13 protein-coding genes and 1 other RNA gene are annotated in these 19,102 nt (G+C 41.7%); 10 read left to right on the top strand and 4 right to left on the bottom strand.

Annotated elements, in window-relative coordinates:
• Nucleotides 1-57 precede the first annotated feature (57 nt).
• Both F8M42_RS13850 and F8M42_RS13635 read right to left on the bottom strand, forming a co-directional pair.
• Complete coding sequence (locus F8M42_RS13850; protein WP_407672873.1) at nucleotides 58-375, bottom strand: MFS transporter; 318 nt, start codon at nucleotides 373-375, stop codon at nucleotides 58-60.
• 180 nt (nucleotides 376-555) lie between these two features.
• Complete coding sequence (locus tag F8M42_RS13635) at nucleotides 556-1,233, bottom strand: MFS transporter (protein WP_229711297.1); 678 nt, start codon at nucleotides 1,231-1,233, stop codon at nucleotides 556-558.
• A 126-nt stretch (nucleotides 1,234-1,359) separates the two neighbouring features.
• Here F8M42_RS13635 and F8M42_RS07525 point away from each other — a divergent pair, with 126 nt between their 5' ends.
• Nucleotides 1,360-1,704, top strand: coding sequence for an ArsR/SmtB family transcription factor (locus F8M42_RS07525; protein WP_182185689.1), 345 nt, complete (start codon nucleotides 1,360-1,362; stop codon nucleotides 1,702-1,704).
• 196 nt (nucleotides 1,705-1,900) lie between these two features.
• Nucleotides 1,901-2,056: a hypothetical protein gene (locus F8M42_RS07520; protein ID WP_182185687.1), complete on the top strand. Its 156-nt coding sequence runs from the start codon at nucleotides 1,901-1,903 to the stop codon at nucleotides 2,054-2,056.
• 614 nt (nucleotides 2,057-2,670) lie between these two features.
• Here F8M42_RS07520 and ssrA read toward each other — a convergent pair.
• Together ssrA and F8M42_RS07510 are read right to left on the bottom strand one after the other, a co-directional pair.
• Nucleotides 2,671-3,023: a transfer-messenger RNA gene (ssrA, locus tag F8M42_RS07515) on the bottom strand.
• An 86-nt stretch (nucleotides 3,024-3,109) separates the two neighbouring features.
• The gene (locus F8M42_RS07510) at nucleotides 3,110-3,352 is read right to left on the bottom strand and encodes a DUF3781 domain-containing protein (RefSeq protein ID WP_182185686.1); all 243 of its coding nucleotides are present in this window, start codon (nucleotides 3,350-3,352) and stop codon (nucleotides 3,110-3,112) included.
• 312 nt (nucleotides 3,353-3,664) lie between these two features.
• Between F8M42_RS07510 and fba the strand changes: the two genes are divergently transcribed.
• From fba to F8M42_RS07470, 8 genes are all read left to right on the top strand, one after another.
• Entirely contained in the window at nucleotides 3,665-4,630 is a 966-nt protein-coding gene (fba, locus tag F8M42_RS07505) for a class II fructose-1,6-bisphosphate aldolase (protein WP_182185684.1), read from the top strand.
• A gap of 138 nt (nucleotides 4,631-4,768) precedes the next feature.
• On the top strand, nucleotides 4,769-6,310 hold the full coding sequence (gene guaA, locus F8M42_RS07500; RefSeq protein WP_407672872.1) for a glutamine-hydrolyzing GMP synthase: 1,542 nt from the start codon (nucleotides 4,769-4,771) through the stop codon (nucleotides 6,308-6,310).
• Between the two features lie 782 nt (nucleotides 6,311-7,092).
• Complete coding sequence (locus F8M42_RS07495; protein ID WP_229711296.1) at nucleotides 7,093-8,589, top strand: TIGR02677 family protein; 1,497 nt, start codon at nucleotides 7,093-7,095, stop codon at nucleotides 8,587-8,589.
• Nucleotides 8,590-8,593: 4 nt separating this feature from the next.
• Entirely contained in the window at nucleotides 8,594-9,799 is a 1,206-nt protein-coding gene (locus F8M42_RS07490) for a TIGR02678 family protein (RefSeq protein ID WP_182185681.1), read from the top strand.
• Nucleotides 9,786-13,964, top strand: a complete 4,179-nt coding sequence (locus F8M42_RS07485; RefSeq protein WP_182185679.1) for a TIGR02680 family protein — start codon at nucleotides 9,786-9,788, stop codon at nucleotides 13,962-13,964. The genes F8M42_RS07490 and F8M42_RS07485 overlap by 14 nt, the downstream gene beginning before the upstream one ends.
• Entirely contained in the window at nucleotides 13,954-15,231 is a 1,278-nt protein-coding gene (locus F8M42_RS07480) for a TIGR02679 family protein (RefSeq protein ID WP_182185678.1), read from the top strand. Before F8M42_RS07485 ends, F8M42_RS07480 begins: the two co-directional genes overlap by 11 nt.
• Nucleotides 15,232-15,461: 230 nt before the next feature.
• The gene (locus F8M42_RS07475; RefSeq protein WP_182185676.1) at nucleotides 15,462-15,872 is read left to right on the top strand and encodes a restriction endonuclease subunit S domain-containing protein; all 411 of its coding nucleotides are present in this window, start codon (nucleotides 15,462-15,464) and stop codon (nucleotides 15,870-15,872) included.
• Nucleotides 15,872-19,090 carry a type I restriction endonuclease subunit R, EcoR124 family gene (locus F8M42_RS07470; RefSeq protein ID WP_182185674.1) on the top strand — a complete coding sequence of 1,073 codons (3,219 nt, stop codon included), beginning with the start codon at nucleotides 15,872-15,874 and terminating at the stop codon, nucleotides 19,088-19,090. Before F8M42_RS07475 ends, F8M42_RS07470 begins: the two co-directional genes overlap by 1 nt.
• Nucleotides 19,091-19,102 lie beyond the last annotated feature (12 nt).

Here is a 19,102-nt window from a genome sequence, read left to right as displayed (position 1 = left end):
ATATATGATTATACCAAGGTTCTGGACCATGCGTGAGTTGCACCGATTGTACCGTGGCTATCCTTGTCGGCAGTTTCCATCAATGCTGAGATATTGGCCCGGAAGGAACAAACCGCTGCCCATCCCATAAAGGAATAGTAAAAGCGCCATCAATAGTGGGCTCCAATTATTCTGCATTTGTCCTAAAACTGCATACGATATAAACATGACTATCAAGCCAAATGTCATTAAGCGTATAGGTTTGAAACGTTTCATCAGATGCCCGGACACTTTGGAAAGCAGGGCTATCCCAAGGGGGGAGGATAGGTTTACAATACCTACCTGCCAAGGAGCAAGATGTGAAATTTGCTCTAAAAAATATGGCGGACAATAAATCCCAATGAAGTGGAGCCTCCAAATACAAAAATAGCCAATAGAGAAGCCGAAAATATTTTATTTCTTAAAAGCGATAATCGAATGATTGGTTGTTCAATACGTGCTTCATTCTTTGTAAAAGCAAACAACAAAATAGCACATGCACCTAATAACACCACTGTTAATAAATGATAGCCGCCGTTAGAATTCCAAGTAGATACACTTACTAATAAGGCAAGAAATTGCTCCTGTCAGCAACAAATTCCCTGATAGATCAATCGAATTGCTGTTATGCACTTCTTTGTTCCTCATTAGAAAATATCTGCAACCGATTAAACCAATTATTGATATGGGCACATTAATCCAAAAAATCCATCTCCACCCGCAAAGTGAAATAATTGCGCCACCAACACTGGGCCCCAAAACAGGGTCTAATCCCATTAGCGCACTGAGCGTCCCGAATGCTGAGTCCCGATGCTTTTCAGAAACAGTCGTTGAGATAATCGCAACTGCCGTTGCCTGTAACATGGACGCTCCAATTCCTTGCAATATGCGGAACCCGACGATCTCTAAGATGTTTTGTGAAAATCCACATAGAACCGAGAAAACAGTAAATACGATAAGGCCCAGAGAATAAATTTTCAGGTGGCCAAATTTGTCACTAAGTCTTCCGAATATGATAATTGTACCAACGATGGAAAGTGTGTAAAGGGTAACAGTCCATGCGATTGATGCGGCGTTAACATGAAAATCCGTTGCCAATGTGGGTAGAGCTACGTTGATGATACCAGTATCCAATGTGGATAGTAGCAGCCCTATGCCGGCAACAACCACAATCCATTTTTCCTGAGTTCCCATTTGTATTTTTTTACTTGACATATGACACCTCGCTATCATAGGAATTTGTTTGTACAGAGTATAGCATGATAACATTTAACGTGGCATCGAAATATTCCTGTGCTATGATATCATTAATAAAATCAACAAGCACAACGGAGGGAAATCATGGAGATTCATTTGAATATAACCTCAGTAGCCGCCTTAATAGGCGATCCAACACGGGCCGCGATTCTTTTGGCTTTGGCAGATTTACGGGCGTTGCCTGCGGGAGAATTGGCAAAAATAGCAAAAGTATCTCCACAGACTGCAAGCTCACATTTAGCCAAACTAATGGCGGGAGGTCTTATTAGTGTTGAAACATGGGGACGTTATCGCTATTACCGCTTAGCAAGTCCAGAAGTGGCGAAGGTGTTGGAATCGCTTGCAGGTATCGCCTCTCCGGCCCCTGTAAGCTCTCTAAGACAGTCTGAGCAATTTAAAGACGTTAAAATTTGCGCGCACTTGCTATGACCATATCGCGGGAGAACTGGGCGTAAGTATTACACAAGCCTTCATAGACCAAAATTTTATTATTGAAAATAGCGATGGTTATTTACTTACTGACCAGGGCGAGGCATGGCTAAATAATTTCGGAGTTAATATAAACGCCAAAAAGAATCATCGTGTAATTCCGTGGCATATTGATTGGACACAGCGGGTTCATCATATGGCCGGGCCAATCGCTGTCGGCCTTACAAATCGCTTATTTGAGCTCAATCTTATAACTCGTGGCAGTGTGCATCGTTCTGTTAAATTAACGGAGCATGGATATGACTTTTTTGAAAACAGCTTTAGAATATCTCTGCCAAAAGATAAACTATAGGATACATTGGACGTTCCAAATTTTAAGATTTACGATTATACATTCCTGTCTGTTAGCCGTCTCTTAAAGCAATTACATTTTTTTAACTTGCTTCCTTATGGACCCTGCCCATTTTTCCGGACATTATTTTTGCCACTATGTCAGCATGGCGGGTAAAAAGTATTGCATCCATGCGGGCTGCACGTGCGGTATGTCCACCTGCTTTTTGCAGTTGTCCGGTAAGTCTTCTATATACGAGAGTAACCTTATTAGAGATATACAGCTATCCCGCTATGCCGCACAAAATGGTGATTCTAGAAAAAAAGCTATTGCATTAGCGCAAGCATATTTTGCTGTAAAAACTAGGCAGCAAGAAATATAAGAGAAATGAAAAACCGGCAGATCAATAATAATCTGCCGGAATTATCCGAAGAACATATCATATATATGCTGACTTATTTTTATAAGCACCGCGCTGATACTAATTTTTATGATAAAATTATTGACGGGTTTATTCATAAAGTTTACGTATATGATAAATCTATATGTGTAATATACAATCTCATTGATTCTAGCAAAGATATCACTAAAGCCGATATTGACGCACTTTATATGAGTTCGCATATTGATTTGACTGGTGGAGACGAGGAGAATCGAACTCCTGTCCGAAAACATTGCCGCATAAGTTTCTCCGAGTGCATTTTGTGTTCGTGTTTTAGATAATAAGACTACACAAACAAACTCTTATCATCCTATCTCGATAAAATTCCTCAATATCCTCCGAGAATTGAATATTAAGTATCCCGCTGTTTGCCTCTTTTTACTTCACGCGGGAAAAGAAATAAAAGAGGTTAGCATTAAGCTGCTAAAGCGTAATCTTCGTTAGCTTTTATATTTAAATAAAAGTTTTTCACCTTGCTGACGGGTTGATGACCCCCCGACTCGCTTCTTATGCGACAGCTGCCCCCGTCGAAACCTTTACGTCCCCATGGTGTACCTGTATCTGTATAAGCATAACAGTAATAAGATATTATGTCAAATTATGGCAGTATATCTGTAATAGAAAAGTTTGATTTATTTTCTTTTTCCTTTGTGTGCCGTAATTATCGTGAAACTATAACTATTGATAGTTAGTACTATATCCTCGCTATAAACATACCAATTTTTCCCTGTTTTGACTATACTACGTGCATCCTTTATTTGTAATTTGCACCATGCAATGACATCAGGTGTATCAAGGTTTAGATTTTTGGTTATACGTTTGATACCCAATTCGGTGGTATGTATTTTGTCGAGGTTAGTTAATAATCCATTCATTAGTATCTCCTTTTGAATTTTATTATAACATATGACATATGATAATATCAAAGTTATATTAATTTTTTGATAACAAAATATAAGATATAATACTAATGATTTTATTTGAACTTGTGCGAGTGTTAATATTGCGTATTTTTTGCTGAACGTAAGTAGACTATTACCCTTATCTGTCTGTTAAAAGTGTAAGTATAGAGCATAATGGTAAAATAATTATAAAATTTACAATTATTTTTGCCAAATTATACAAAAGGCGTGTAATTGTGATATAATTTTATAAGACACTTACATTATAAGTTGGAGGTATTAGTAATGGCAAAAGTAACCACTACAGAAATGTTTCAAAAAGCTTATGAAGGCGGCTATGCTATTGGCGCATTTAACGTAAATAACATGGAAATCATCCAGGGAATCACTGAAGCAGCCAAAGAAGAAAATGCACCTTTGATTCTTCAGGTATCCGCTGGTGCGCGCAAATATGCAAAACATGTCTACCTGACTAAACTGGTTGAAGCAGCAATCGAAGATACAGATCTGCCAATTGCATTGCATCTTGATCATGGCGCTGACTTCGATATTTGTAAAGCTTGCATCGACGGTGGTTTTACCTCCGTAATGATTGATGGTTCAAAACATAGTTTTAAGGATAATGTTGAACTTACTAAGCGCGTTGTTGATTATGCTCATGGAAAAGGCGTTGTTGTTGAAGGTGAATTAGGCAGACTGGCTGGTATAGAAGACGATGTCCATGTAACTGCAGAAGATTCTTCTTATACACAGCCTGAAGAAGTTGAAGAATTTGTAAAATCTACTGGAGTTGACTCTTTGGCTATTGCTATTGGGACGAGCCATGGGGCTTTTAAATTCACACCGGAACAGTGCACTAAAAATGCTGACGGTGTTCTAGTACCGCCACCACTTCGTTTTGATATTTTAGAAGAAGTTGAAAAACGCCTGCCAAATTTCCCAATCGTATTGCATGGGGCATCGTCAGTTATTCCTAAATATGTAAAAATAATTAATGACAACGGCGGTAAATTGGCTGATGCTGTTGGCATTCCAGAAGGACAACTGAGAAAAGCAGCTAAATCAGCTGTATGTAAAATAAATATTGATTCTGATCTGCGGTTGGCATTGACAGCGGGTATTCGTGAATATATGGTAGCACATCCGGATCATTTTGATCCACGCCAGTACTTATCACCGGCTAGAGCATATATAAAGGAACTTGTTAAACACAAAATAACCGATGTCCTTGGATGCGAAGGCAAAGCTTAAGTTTTATTTATAGAAAATATTTCTGCTCTCTTTACAGCGGACAGCATTACATAGTAAACTGTTGCTGTAGGGAGAGCATCTTTTTACCTTTTTTCATTATTGATTATGTTGTAAAAACTTATAATTATAGGAGGACTTATTTTGACTGATACCAATGAACTTGTACTTGTAATTGATTTTGGCGGCCAGTATAATCAACTAATTGCCCGCCGAGTCAGAGAATGCGGCGTGTACTGTGAAATAGTGCCATATGATTATTCACTTGAAAAAATAAAGGCCAAAAATCCTAAGGGAATAATTCTCACCGGAGGGCCTGCCAGCGTATATGCAAAAGACACACCGCAGGCTGTAGATGGCTTATTTGATATAAATGTACCGGTTCTTGGTATCTGTTATGGGCATCAGATTATTGCCAACGAATTAGGTGGAACTGTTACACATGCTGAAACAGGTGAATATGGTAAGACGGTATTAACACTTGATAATACAGCAAAATTATTTAAGGATATTGAAAAAGAAAATACTTGTTGGATGAGTCATCGCGATTATGTGGCAAAAGCACCGAAAGATTTTACTGTTATTGCACAGACACATACAGGACCAGTCACTGCAATGGCAAATGATCAACGCAGGATATACGGTGTACAGTTCCATCCGGAAGTAGAACATACACCTTTTGGTAAAAAAATGCTGGAAAATTTTTTATTTGATGTTTGTCAGGTAAAGGGAAACTGGAATATGGCAGCATTTGCCGAAAGTAAGATAAATCAGATAAAAAGAATTGTCGGAGATAAAAAGGTTTTGTGTGCTTTGTCTGGTGGTGTTGATTCCTCTGTTGCTGCTGTTATCACACATAAAGCAGTCGGTAGGCAGTTGGTCTGCATCTTTGTTGACCATGGGCTGCTCCGTAAAGATGAGGGAGACCAGGTTGAAAAGGTATTCAAAGATAAATTTGATATGAATTTCATTTGTGTCAATGCCCAGGCAAGATTTCTCGGTAAATTAAAGGGTGTTTCCGATCCGGAAAGAAAACGTAAGATTATCGGGGAAGAATTTATTCGTGTTTTTGAAGAAGAAGCCAATAAACTTGGACAGATAGATTTTTTGGTGCAGGGAACTATTTATCCTGATGTAGTTGAAAGCGGCACAAAAACATCAGCTACTATCAAAAGTCATCATAATGTCGGTGGATTGCCAAAGGATATGCAGTTTTCTCTTGTTGAACCATTGCGTGAGTTATTTAAAGATGAAGTTCGCTCAGTGGGAGAAAAACTCGGTATACCGCATGATTTGGTATGGCGTCAGCCATTTCCAGGGCCTGGGCTTGCCATACGTGTCCTTGGTGAAGTAACTGAGGAAAAATTAGCGGTAACGCGGGAAGCAGATGCAATTTTTCGTGATGAAATTGCCAAAGCCGGTCTTTCTGAAAAAATCTGGCAGTACTTCGCCTGTCTGCCTAATATAAAATCAGTTGGCGTAATGGGTGATATGCGGACTTATTGCCATACTGTAGCGCTGCGGGCTGTTACCAGTTCTGATGCCATGACTTCGGAATGGGCCCGTATTCCTTATGAAGTCATTGATAAAGTGTCTCGCCGTATAGTAAATGAAGTTCCGGGTGTAAATAGGGTGGTTTATGATGTGACATCTAAACCACCTGCTACTATTGAGTGGGAATAAGAATAGTGTCACGCAACAATAGAAGGATCTATAAATACAAGTAAATACTGTGTTTATAGATCCTTCTATTTTGCTATGATACTAAAACTATTTTTCTAAAGCATCTAATTTTTTTGTTACTTCGTCAGCTTTATTTGGGTTGTCATGATAAAGTAATATTGTAACATCTTAGCATAATTGGATATAATCTTATTAGGGAAAGAGGAATGTAAGATGACATGTTATTATGAGCCGGAATTCAAAGAAAAATGGTAAGGGGCTCCATTTATAAGAAGGACGCACTCTGCTCAATCTCCAAAAAGAATATAAAGTTTCAAAAGCCGCTATTTCGCAATGGATACCAAACTATCCCCCAAGCTAAAGAAAATCTTCATCTAAAAAACTGTTTTGCCTAGTGAATTTTGTAAAGTTAAAGGTACTGTAACCACTAGATGGGTTATGCCAAACTAGACAGAAAAGTTATGGTCGTGTAAGATAAAGACATAAATATGAGCTGGTGTTTTACATGATAGAGGCAACAAAATGGAAGTATTCATAGAGTTTAAAAATAAATTGATTTAGCTATATAACAACGGAAAGTACCAATCAAATATTCTAGATGAATATGGCGTATCCGTTCCTCAATAAATGGGTAAAAGGATTCAACCACAGGTTCAGCCTAAGAAGCCATTAATTAAATATTACAGGAGCGGGAAAAGCTTAAACTTCACAAGGTAAATAATCAACCCTGAATGAAAATGTATTTTATATAAGGTTTACTGGAAGTATCAAACGAGGAGGTGATGAGCATGAATGAAAATGATTTTTGTAGAATCACAGAGACTGCTTATCTGAATCAGGAAAATACATGGCGATATCGGGCTATCGTGCATTATTGCTACAAAAAGCATGAGCACATGCAGACGTATGTTTATCCGGAGGATATTTATCATAAACTGCGGAAAGATGTACATTTTCAAGAATATAGCTTTGAGCAGCTTGAACAGGATCTCGCCCAGCTTGTAGCTTGGAATAACCTTAAACCACATCAGGAAACCGGACGGGCACGCAGTATACTGGATTTTAAACGACGCAAATTTCGTTATCAATGTACGCCGTATACGGTAGAAATTGAACGCATGATTGGACATTTACAATCTATTGGAGAAGAATTTGGAGGGTCGTTGGAAACGACGCAATTTGATCGTATACTGCATGCATTGCGAGAATTAATTGAGCATGCGGATACTTTTACGTTGGCGGAGCTTAATCAAACTTGGCTGGATTTGCAGCATTTTTTTAGTTCACTTGTACAAAATTCATCCGATTATTTAGCACATTTAAATAGTGCAAAAGTTGAGGAATGTATGCAAACAAGTGAATTTATTCTTTATAAGGATAAATTTAGTCAGTATTTACAAAGTTTTGTACTAGGGCTGCAGAGATCTTCGTTAAAAATTGAAAAACTTTTTAACGAAGGAAAAGAATCTCATATTGAAAAGAATTTTGTGCGACTGGCGGATTATCAGTTGCAAATTCCACGTCTGGGTGAACAGCAGAGTCGGGAAGCGTATATTGAGGATTTTCGGGAGAGTTATATGGTGATGCAGGATTGGTTCGTGGGTACAGGTTATCGTACGAGTGAGCTGCAGGTCCTTTATACAGAGACAATGGATACCATCCGGCGTATTACGCGCTTTGCGCAGCGTCTGGCTGAACAGCACCAAGCTGTTCGTAGCCGCAAGAATGATTATCTTTATTTGGCGAAATGGTTCGCAGGCTGCCGGGATAACAGGGAAGCGGCTGAGCTTAGTTCAGTACTCTTTGGGGCGTCTTGTGTACGGCACTTTTTTGTACAGACCCGGGAAAGTGATAATATAGATGCACATATCGAAGATGAAAAACCAGCTTTGGTAGAGATTAGGCCGCGGGTCAATACGTATCGTGAGCGTACTCGTCAAATAGCAATCAAAGACCAGCGGGAAAAGAAGATGGAGCTGCTTCGTGATTATTTAGCAGAGCGTGCGAAACATGACGCTTTATTGGATGCACTTGTTGTTGATGGTGCAATTACTTTGGAAAAGCTGCCCCAAATATCGATGGAGGTACGTAAGACTTTGCTGGGATGGGTTGCACGTTGTATGCAGCAATCTACAGGTGAAATCCAAACAGAGACGGGACGTATTGTGAAATTGGTTTGGAATTCTAAGGAGAAAAGAAAAATTTGCCTTAGATGTGATGATGGAGATTTTCTATTACCGGCGATGAAACTTATGGTGAAAAAAGGAGAGGCGTTTTGAGTCCATGGAGAAAGAATTAGAAAAAGAGGAACTTCGACAGGCGGCGGAACTCCTTTTAGAAAAACAGTGGATTTTGCGTCGCGATATGCCGGATGAGTACTTCATGATTCGCCGTTATGAGAAACGACTGCGGGAATATTTTCGGGAAAAATGTGGTTGGCCACTTTTAGTAAATGCGCGTTTTTATAAATTGGAAAAAATACCGGCAAAACCACAAGCTGTCTTGGGGATTGAAGATATGCAGACTCCGGAAGATTATGTCTTGCTTTGTTGTACGATGGCTTTTTTGGAGGAACAGGAGATTGATGGACAATTTTTACTTAGTGACCTTTGTGAAGCGTTGCTGAGTTATTATCCGCAGGAAGATACTATAGACGAATTAAACTGGGAATCATATAACTGGCGGAAAGTACTTATTCGCATTATCAATTATTTATTGGATATTCAAGTGCTGCGTGTAGTTGAAGATGAGAGTGATATCTTTTTGCATGAAGGGACGAGTGATGGTGTCTTGGCTGGCGAGGCATTATATGAAGTAAGCGTTTTGTCGCGTTGCTTTTTACGTAGTTATCCAAAGAATATTAAGGAATATCATTGTGCAGAAGAGCTTTGTGCAGGAGATTTTATGGAAGAGTCTATTGAGTCGGCAGATATGTTGCGCAGAAAACGTAATCGCGTCTATCGCAGTTTGCTTTTGCAACCGGTTTATTATCGGAAGGCAGAAAGTGAGGAAGATTTTATCTATTTACGAAATATGGTTTCGAGGATCAATGATGAAATTAATGATTTTTTTGATTTGGAGTTAGAACTTTATCAAGATACAGCAATGGCTGTGAGTTATGAGAGAAACACTTGGTTTAAAGATATTTTCCCCTATCGTATGCGAGGGGTACATGATATTATCTTGCAGTTTTCCAGTGTATATCGGGAACAGGCGGATTGGCAGAAACGAAAGCTTCTGAGTCTGCATGAATTTCGTCATTTTTTAGAGAACCTTGCAGAGCAAGTCAGCAGCGGATGGACAAAAGAATTTCGTGAAATGGGTGGGAAGCGGCTTACACATACGGTTTTAGACGAAATGATTTCTTGGGGTATGGCAAGTTTTGAAGGAGAGATGGAACTCATCGAACTTTTGCCGGCATTGTTTCGAATAAGTGGTACGTATCCAAAAGACTATAGCACAGGAGAAAAAAAGAGTGGCGACAAATAAATGGCAGATGAATCGGGCCGGGATTTTAAACTATTGGTATTATGATGAGGCTGAATTTGAGTTTGTAGGAGGACGACTGCTTTTGCGAGGCAGTAATGGTTCCGGAAAATCTGTGACCATGCAGAGCCTCATCACGATTTTGCTCGATGGAGTAAAGCGGGCAAATCGTTTGGATAGCTTTGGTTCAAGGGCTCGTCGAATCGAAGATTATCTGCTGGGGGAAAAAGAGATCAGCAATTATGAAGACCGCACGGGTTATCTATATTTAGAATACAAACGAGAACACAGTGACCAATATTTAACGACAGGTATCGGTCTTCATGCACGGCGTGGAACTTCAAAAGTGGATTTTTGGGGGTTCATTCTGCAAAATGGTCAACGTGTCAATAAGGATTTGTTTTTATATAAAGCGGATAAAGATCCTTTGACCGGGAAGAAAGTGCGTGTGCCGCTTTCCCGTAGGGAACTTGAAAATCGGATAGGACAGAATGGCCGAGTGGTAACAGATCAACGTGAATATATGACGATGGTCAATCAACATATTTTTGGTTTTGAAACTACTGAGAAGTATCAAGAGCTTATGCAGCTTTTGATTCAGCTTAGAAGTCCGAAACTTTCGCGGGATTTTAAACCAAGCGTTATCTATGAGATACTCAATGAATCGTTGCCATCTTTTTCAGATGAGGATCTGCGTCCTTTGGCTGAAACGCTGGAAAATATGGAAAGAACAAAGCTTTCCATCGAACAATTGAGTCGTGAAAAAGCAGCCTTTGATCGCCTTTGCAATGTCTATGATGACTGTAATCGTGCAGCCCTTGCCCAGCGCAGTGTAATTGCCAAAGAATATGACCATCAGGTTGTATCTGTGCAGGGAAAAATTGCAAAAACTGTAGCGGAAATTGAAGCCGCTAAGCAGTCGGAACAGGAGGCGGAGTCACGCCAACGAACACTGATTCTTGAGTATGAGATGTTGCAGCAGGAACAGGAAACATTGAAGGAAAACGAAGCGTATAAGGCGGTGGAGGAAAAGAAAGGGCTCATCGATGCGCTGGAAAAAGAGCAAAATACATATAGAGCCCATACACAAAGTTTGGAAAAAAAGCGTCAGCGGGAATTGGCACAGATGGGGGTTAAACAAGAACAAGAGGCAAAAATGGCAGAGTTGCAGATGGATATGCAAGAAAATCTGGAGGAAATGGAGTATACAGCAACGGATGCGGATTTCGAGTCACATAGGATTCTGTATGCTGGTTTCGTGCCAGAACAGGAGGCAAAAGAGCATTTTCAGCTTTGGCGAAAGGACTGCCAAAATTATGTACATAATTTACAACAAGTGCGGCAATTGTTGACCGAATATGAGCAGAAGTTAATACAGAACCGACAGCTTGAACAAGAGCTTGGACAAGAAAATCGACAGCTGGACATTTACTGTCAGGAGAAAACAGAGTGTTTGCAAAAGTTAGAGCAGGAGCAGGATGATTTGGTTAAATCCTACTACGAATGGCAGAAGAAGTATAAAGACAGCCTTCCTTTTTCTCATGAGGATGAATCTGCGCTGGTGAATGTGTTGCAAAATTTGTTCCGGGACACAATGTGGAAATCGGCAGTAAGCGTGTTGGATCGTGTTTATAGCGAAAAGCAGCAACTTTTAAATACGGAAATTGCATCACAACAAGCGATTGGGCAAAGTCTGGAACAAAAGGAAAATGAGCTTTGGCTAGAACTGCAAAAACTGAAAGAAACGAAGGAGGTGGAACCACCGCGTGCTGCGGCCTACGTTGTTGCACGCGCACAACTTACGGCAAAACAACAACCGTTTATGTCATTTTATGAGGCGACGGAGTTTCGCCCGGAAGTTTCAGCGGGGTTGAGGGAACGCATTGAATCGGTGCTGATTGAGGCGGGCATCATGGATGCGTTGATTTTGGCTGATAATAAAGCTGCACAGAACTTACCGGAAACGATGTACGGAAATGTGTTATTCAGTGGGGAGGTGCCTCTTTTAGCAAATACCTTGTTTAATTATTTGGAACCGGTAGCTCTGGGCAATGGTATCACAGTAGAACGTATCGCAGATGTTTTGGGCAGTATTGTAATAGATGACAAGTTCTATGAAGCAGAACTGAGAGCGGGCACGTGCATCAACATTATACATGGTAGCTATCATCACGGGGTGGTTGCAGGCCGGGCTGAGCAGAGAGAACGGGCCGTTTACATTGGCCGACAGGCACGTGAGGCTTATCGGCACCAGCAGATTGAGGAAAAACAGAAGGAATTGCAGCTTCTTAGCGAACAAAGGTTTTCGCAAGCAGCGATTCTAACGAAATTAGCAAAAAAGATGACAATCTTACATCAGGCTAAAAATGATTTTCCTCAGACTACAGCAATTACGGATGTTTATATGGAGGAAATGGCTAAAACAAAACAGATTGAGATGCAGGAACAGCGTGTAAGTGAAAAAGACGCACAAAAAAAGACATTATCGATGAAATTGCGGAAACTGCATCAAGAAGTGATAGAACTTCGTGGTACGTCGAGATTAAAGCTGTCCGTATCCGTTTATGAGTTGGCGATAGAGTCTATGGGCAAATATCGGGAATATCTTTCTAGGGTGGAAGTTGACCAGCATGATTTTTTGCATGCAGCCCAACTGGTGGAACGTATCCGTCAGGATGTGGAAACGATTCAGTCGGAAGTGGATGATTTACGCGGAGAAATTCTTTCAGGTGAAATGGAATTGGAAAAAATGAAGAAACGCTTAGCAGTTCTCGACCAGATACTCCAGAAAATGGATGCTGTTGCGGTGGAAAAGCGTATTGCTGAAATCGTAAATCGTTTGCAAGTTATACCAACAGAGCGGGATGCCATGGTAGCGCAACAGACGAGAGCTGCCAATGTGGCCGCGCAGAAAGAGACAGAATACATCCGTTTACAGCGCCGGGTAAAACTTTATGAAATTCTGCAAGAAAGTTGGCATAAACTGCTAAAAGAAGAGCTTTCGCGTGGTCTTGTATTTAATGATCCGCCTGAAAAAAATGAGCTTAAAGAACTAGAACAAGAGTGGATGCAGGAAAAACCTGCGGAAAATATGTTGATGGGCAAGGTCACATCACAGTATATGCGCGATCAGGGAATTCTTACCGAGTATAGGGTATCATTTCGTGAACAAGTGACGGAAGTGAGTGCATTACCTGAACTGGAAACAGAAGATGAAGAGATTTTTTTCAAGGCATGGCAGGAATTGCGAGAAAAGGCACGGCGACAGGTAGCTCTTGTGGAAGCGGATGGACAGATACAAAGTCCTTATCAGCAAAGAAACTGGCTGAATGAACACTTGGATGAGCAGAAAAATCTGCTTTCTGAACAAGATAAGAAGATTTACAAAGAAATCATTATGAATAACATTGGCAAGATCATCAGTGAGAAGATCTATGCAGCTGAGGCCTGGATTAAAAAGATGAATATGCTTATGCAACAAAGTGATACATCAAGTGCTCTGCGTTTTATTCTGGAGTGGAAACCAATCCGTGCGGAAAAAGAGAATGAGCTGGATACAGCTGAGCTCGTCGAACTCTTGCATGCGGATCCGACGGTGCTCAAAGATGATGACATGGAGAAAATGGTACATCATTTTCAGGCACGTATTGATCGGGCTCGTAATGAGGCTAACGCACAAGAACGCGATATCGAGTCCTTTCAAACAGCGGTGCGCAATTTGTTGGATTATCGGCAATGGTTCCAGTTTCGCCTTTATTATGACCAAGGCGAACAAATTAAAAGGCGTGAGCTCACGGATAAGGTCTTTTTCAAGTTCAGTGGTGGCGAGAAAGCCATGGCAATGTATATTCCGCTGTTTTCAGCAGCGTATTCTCGTTATTTGGAAGCTGGCCCGGATGCCCCTTATATTATCACGCTTGATGAGGCCTTTGCGGGTGTCGATGAACGAAATATCCGTGATATGTTTAAGCTCGTGGAGCAATTGCATTTTAACTATATCATGAATTCACAGTCGCTTTGGGGGGATTATGATGTAGTGCCAGCTCTTAATATTTATGAACTTTTGCGACCGGCAAATGCTCCCTATGTGACGGTTGTTCCGTATCATTGGAATGGACATGTTCGTCAGGTTGTGATACAGGAGGCAAACGATAAAGATGACAGCTGATTTATATGAGGAAGCGCGTAGCTATTTTTTACAAAAAGCTGGGCTTTATCAACTAGGTATGGTTTTTTGTGAAAAATATCGCAGCTTGGATCATTGGGGCGGAGTTGTGAAAATGGAAAAGCTGTCTACAGAAGAGAAAGTTGATTTGTCGTCGTTTTTTCGTAGGGATATGATAAAAAAAGAACAATTTCGTATAAGTTATGCGGCTTTTTCTACAGCGTGGAAAAAAACGAGATTTGCGGCAATACCTTTGGAAAATTTTCTTGCACAACTTTATCCCGGGCAGTTATTGAGTAAGCAAGAAACTGCTGCAGAGATTGAAGCACGAAGACAACAGATTTTTACGGAGCTTTTACAACAATACTCTTGTGAAAAAGCAACTAATTGGTTACGAGCTTTGCAAACGCAGAAATTGAGACTATCACATCTTGAATTTTATGAACGTAAACAATTACTGGGGCTCGTTGCAAAAGCTCTTTCAATGTTGCCGGATGGTTATGAACGCTTGCCTTTTTTCGCCAATAGGGTAAGTGGAAACCCGCATACCTTGGATTGGAACACCGATGCTGGAAAGGTGTTTTTGCAGGCGCTTTCTTTCTTGGCAAATGGCGCAGTCTATGGTACTGTCGAGGACAAAAATAATTTATTCTATATGTTTCATTTATTACGGGATGATATCTTGAATTTTGCTACGGTATTTGGATTGCAAGCCTTGGCTAAAGAGACGCTGCTGTTATATTGGCAGACAGCAGCACAATCGTTGTCCCCACTGAATCTTCCATTTCGTGAAATTGTGCGGGCAGAGCAGATTCTGCCTTTTGGAGAGAGTGCCGGGACGGATTTTCTGGTTTATATTGTTGAAAATTCCGGAGTCTTTTCTATGCTCTTGGATGCATTGCAAAAGAGCAACAAAGTTGTTCCTCTGCTTTGTTTACACGGTCAAATGAAAACGGCATCATGGGCACTTTTGGACCGCTTGGCGGCAAGTGGAGCAGTTCTTTTGTATTCCGGTGATTTTGATCCGGAGGGATTGATTATTGCCCAAAAATTGCGGCAGAGGTATAAGCAAGTGAGACTTTGGCATTTTTCTGCAGATGAGTATCAAAAAACAAAAAATTATTTGACGGAAGGACGATTGAAACGCTTGCAGGGAATTTGTGATATTGAACTACAGCCCATTGTGAAACTCATGCAGGAATGGAAATGTGCCTTTTACCAAGAGAGCTTGATCAATATACTGTTAAAGGACGTCATGTCGTCCTATTGAACTTTGCAAATAAATTATAAGGGGTACAGCGAAAGGTTGTTCTTCTCTTTTTTACGCTAGAAACATGGTGTCTATAGTTGGTGTAACAAGGTCGAAAATACTATGTTACGGCGCACTGCCATTTATTATGAGAAGTGACAAATGGCTAACTCACCGACAGATAAAAAGACCCTGCATTAAATGAGAGTGTGCTCAGCTCAGACAGCCAGCAAAGAAGTGCATACCAAGAAGTGCATACCAGGGATGAGGTTCATATCCTTTCCTGTGGCGATATTGTGTTCAGTCTGATTACGGGTAAAGCGGCTATTGTTCAACTGGCTCATGATGGATATCTTTATACGCAAAACTATATCAAGCTGTTGCCGGTTTCAACTATTGATGCGGGTTTTTTAGTCTATTTACTAAATGAGGATCAATCCATACGCAAACAATTTTTTATTAGTCTGCAGGGATCGCAGGTATTAAAATATACTTTACAGCAACTAAAAGAAATCCGAATAGAGAGGCTGCCGTTATTGGGTAGACAAAGACAAATAGGGGAGCTTTATTTGCAGCAGCTGCATTTGACGGCATTGAAAAATCGGGCGGCAGAATTGGAAAAAATAATATGTCTGGCAAAATTAGCGGAGGCGGGCAAGTGATGAACGAAACACAATTTGAAACGGAGTTGATTCAGTATCTGACATCCGGGATAATACCAATGAAAGAAAGAGCAGGAGAGGGATTCGTATCCAAAGAGACGGCAAACGAATATTGTGTTAAGACGAAGCTTTGGCGGTATGAACCGGACATAAAGACGACAGAACAACTTTGGCAGAATTTCAAAGAAATCCTCGAATGCCACAATCAAAGTACGCTGGATCATCCGTTGAGCGTAGTGGAGTTCGGCCAAGTGAAACGGCAGATTTCGGATATCGCGACGCCCTATGAAGCAGGACAATTCCTGTATGGTCTGAATGGCGTATCACAGCTGGAAATTGATTTGGACGATGGTCGTCATGTCTATCTGACGGTGTTTGACCAGCGACAGATTGGTGCCGGCGATACGATATATCAGATTGTAAACCAGATTGAGCGTCCGGCTAAAATCATTGGCAAGCAAAATCGTCGCTTTGATACGACACTTTTGATTAACGGGCTGCCTATCCTGCAGATCGAGGAAAAGCGTGATACGCATGATATTGATGAAGCACTTAATCAGATGCAGCAGTATGCCGGTGAGGGCCAGTACCGGGATATTTATTCTACGCTGCAGATTTTGGTGGCGATTACGCCGAATAATGTAAAATATATGGCTAATACTACTTCAGAAACCTTCAATAAAGATTTTGCGTTCCACTGGCAGCGCAAAAAGGACAATACAATCGTGCGGAATTGGAAGGAATTCGCGGATTCCATGCTGAGTATTCCTATGGCACATCAGATGGCGACAAACTACATGATCCTCGACGGAACGAAGAACCACCAGATGCTGAAGGTCATGCGCCCTTATCAGGTCTATGCGACACAGAAGGTGCTGGAACAGCTCAAAAAAGTGGACTTTGATATGGGAACAAGTAAGGTCGGTTATATCTGGCATACAACCGGCTCTGGCAAGACCATTACCAGTTTTAAGACCGCATGGCTGGCGAGCCGTATGCCAAAAGTAGATAAGGTGATTTTCGTTGTCGACCGAATTGCGCTCACAACGCAGACCAACGAAAAATATCGTGCCTATGATCCGGATGCCAAGGAAGAAACAATGACGCAGAAGAAAACTGGCAGTGTGCAGGATACGAAGAATACGACGGATTTGAGTCGGAAGTTGAAAAGCAGGGATAATAATATCATCGTGACTTCGGTGCAGAAGATTGATACGCTCATCAAACGGAAATCTTTCAAAGCACCGGATAAGCATTTGGTATTTATCGTGGATGAAGCGCATCGCTCCACGGGTGGTGATAGCTTTGCGGCAATTCAGAAAGCCTTTCGCCACGCGGCCTGGATTGGCTATACCGGAACACCGATGTTCGATGAAACAACTACAGGCCTGCGCACGGAGGATATCTTTGGTCCGCTGCTGCATGCCTATACCATACGGGAGGCCATCGCGGATCGCAACGTATTGGGATTCAAGGTAGATTTTGAAACGACTATCGACGAAGAACAGATGCGGACGGAATACTTGCCGGCCTTTTATCAGGAGCGGTATCCAAAATGGACGGAAAAGCAAATACAAGAAAAGGTGCAGCACTTGAGCTTGGAGGATATGGATGATGCGGTGGAGCCGAGTTTCTATGATGAGAACGCGCAGCATGTGGAACTGGTCGTGAAGGATATTTTCAAAAATTGGCGAAATCGTTCGAATGAGGGGAAATATAATGCGCTGCTCACAACCCATGTGGGCGGCGGCAAGGCAAGCACGCCGATGGCCATGATGTATTTTCGGGAATTTCGGCGCGTCAATGAAGCCCATCGGCAAAAAGGCGAGCAGACATTGAAAGTTGCCGTGACCTTCAGTGTGAATACCGCTAATAATGACAGCATGCTGGCAACGAATGAGGGCCTGCATGAAGCGATGATAGTCTATAACAAAGAATTTGGTACGAGTTTTGGTCTTGATGATGCGGCTGGTTATACACAAGATGTTACCAACCGCCTGAATAAATCGGCTACGGATAAGAAATTTCTGGATCTGGTCATTGTCGTCGATCAGCTGTTGACCGGTTTCGATGCGCCGGAGCTGAATACGCTGTATGTAGACCGCACCCTGCAAAAAGCCGGGCTGATACAAGCCTACTCCCGGACGAACCGTGTTGCGGATATGCAGGAGAAACCTTGGGGACGTATTGTGAACTATCGCTGGCCGGCACAGAATGAAAAGCTCATGAATCAGGCGCTGGCTATCTATGCCAACAAGGATTCGGCCATTCTTTCCGAGGAAGAGCAGCAGGCGCAGAATCTGAAGGACGGCATTGTTGCTAAGTCCTTTCCAGATGTGTTCGAGGAAGTCAAAGAGATCGTGGACAAGTTGGCGGCGCTTACAAGTGCGTTCCAACAGCTGCCACCCTCGGAGAAGCAGCATGAGCATATGCTGGAATTGCTGCGTGCCTACAATGCCGGCATGGCTAAACTCAAGCAGTACAATCCAGAAGATGTCTCAGGAGAGATTGCGGGTTTTGACTATGACCGTCCGGATGAGCTCATTGAAAAGCTTGGTATGACGAGTGATCAGGAAGCGATGCTCACTACCGTGCTCACAAATGAGCTCAAGCAGCAAATTGCTAAGGAAAAGAAGACTTCCGTCTATCAGATTGAGCTCAAGATGACCCATGTAAAAGATGTAAAAATTGATTATGACTATTTGACCGAGCTGTTGGAAAATCTGCTCAATGAAGTGCATGAGGGCAAACGGCAGAAAGCTGAAGAAACACATGATAAAATTCGCCAGTTTGCGAATGGTCTGGAAGACCAAATCTATGCGGGCAAGATTCGCAATGCCGCCGCAGCTATCTTGCATGGTCATTATCCGCCGCAAGGGCAGAAGTTCCGCTATCCGGCGCAGTTGAAGGATAGTGATTCGATAATTCAGGCCGCGAATGTGGTCAGTCTGGATCGTCAGTTTCTGGATTTCCGCATCCAATGGGGCATTGCCGATATCATCACCAGCGCTCAGATGCGCGAATGGTTTAGCAGCCACCACTTTGGACAGCAGGATCTCGATGACACCAATCAGCTTCGCGATATCATCACGCAGGCTAGTGTCGACTACAAGAGCCTTGCTCATGATGCCAAAGTGCAACAGTTGTCGAAGATAAAATATCGTAATAGCCTGAGAGAAGCCATCTATAAGTTGGCCGATGAACTGGCTGAATGCTGACAAATAGATGGA

This window comes from Pectinatus frisingensis (assembly GCF_014076555.1).
GTDB classification, from domain to species: domain Bacteria; phylum Bacillota; class Negativicutes; order Selenomonadales; family Selenomonadaceae; genus Pectinatus; species Pectinatus frisingensis.
The sequence above is the reverse complement of the archived record's forward strand: the minus strand, read 5'-3'. Positions and strand labels throughout refer to the sequence as shown.

What these genes read in the sequence shown, in the direction of transcription:
- F8M42_RS07490 (WP_182185681.1), top strand. Translation starts at nt 8,594, where the DNA reads ATGGAGAAAGAATTAGAAAAAGAGGAACTTCGACAGGCGGCGGAACTC.
- F8M42_RS07470 (WP_182185674.1), top strand. Translation starts at nt 15,872, where the DNA reads ATGAACGAAACACAATTTGAAACGGAGTTGATTCAGTATCTGACATCC.
- fba (WP_182185684.1), top strand. Translation starts at nt 3,665, where the DNA reads ATGGCAAAAGTAACCACTACAGAAATGTTTCAAAAAGCTTATGAAGGC.
- F8M42_RS07495 (WP_229711296.1), top strand. Translation starts at nt 7,093, where the DNA reads ATGAGCATGAATGAAAATGATTTTTGTAGAATCACAGAGACTGCTTAT.
- F8M42_RS07480 (WP_182185678.1), top strand. Translation starts at nt 13,954, where the DNA reads ATGACAGCTGATTTATATGAGGAAGCGCGTAGCTATTTTTTACAAAAA.
- F8M42_RS07520 (WP_182185687.1), top strand. Translation starts at nt 1,901, where the DNA reads ATGGCCGGGCCAATCGCTGTCGGCCTTACAAATCGCTTATTTGAGCTC.
- F8M42_RS07510 (WP_182185686.1), bottom strand. Translation starts at nt 3,352, where the DNA reads ATGAATGGATTATTAACTAACCTCGACAAAATACATACCACCGAATTG.
- F8M42_RS07525 (WP_182185689.1), top strand. Translation starts at nt 1,360, where the DNA reads ATGGAGATTCATTTGAATATAACCTCAGTAGCCGCCTTAATAGGCGAT.
- F8M42_RS13635 (WP_229711297.1), bottom strand. Translation starts at nt 1,233, where the DNA reads ATGTCAAGTAAAAAAATACAAATGGGAACTCAGGAAAAATGGATTGTG.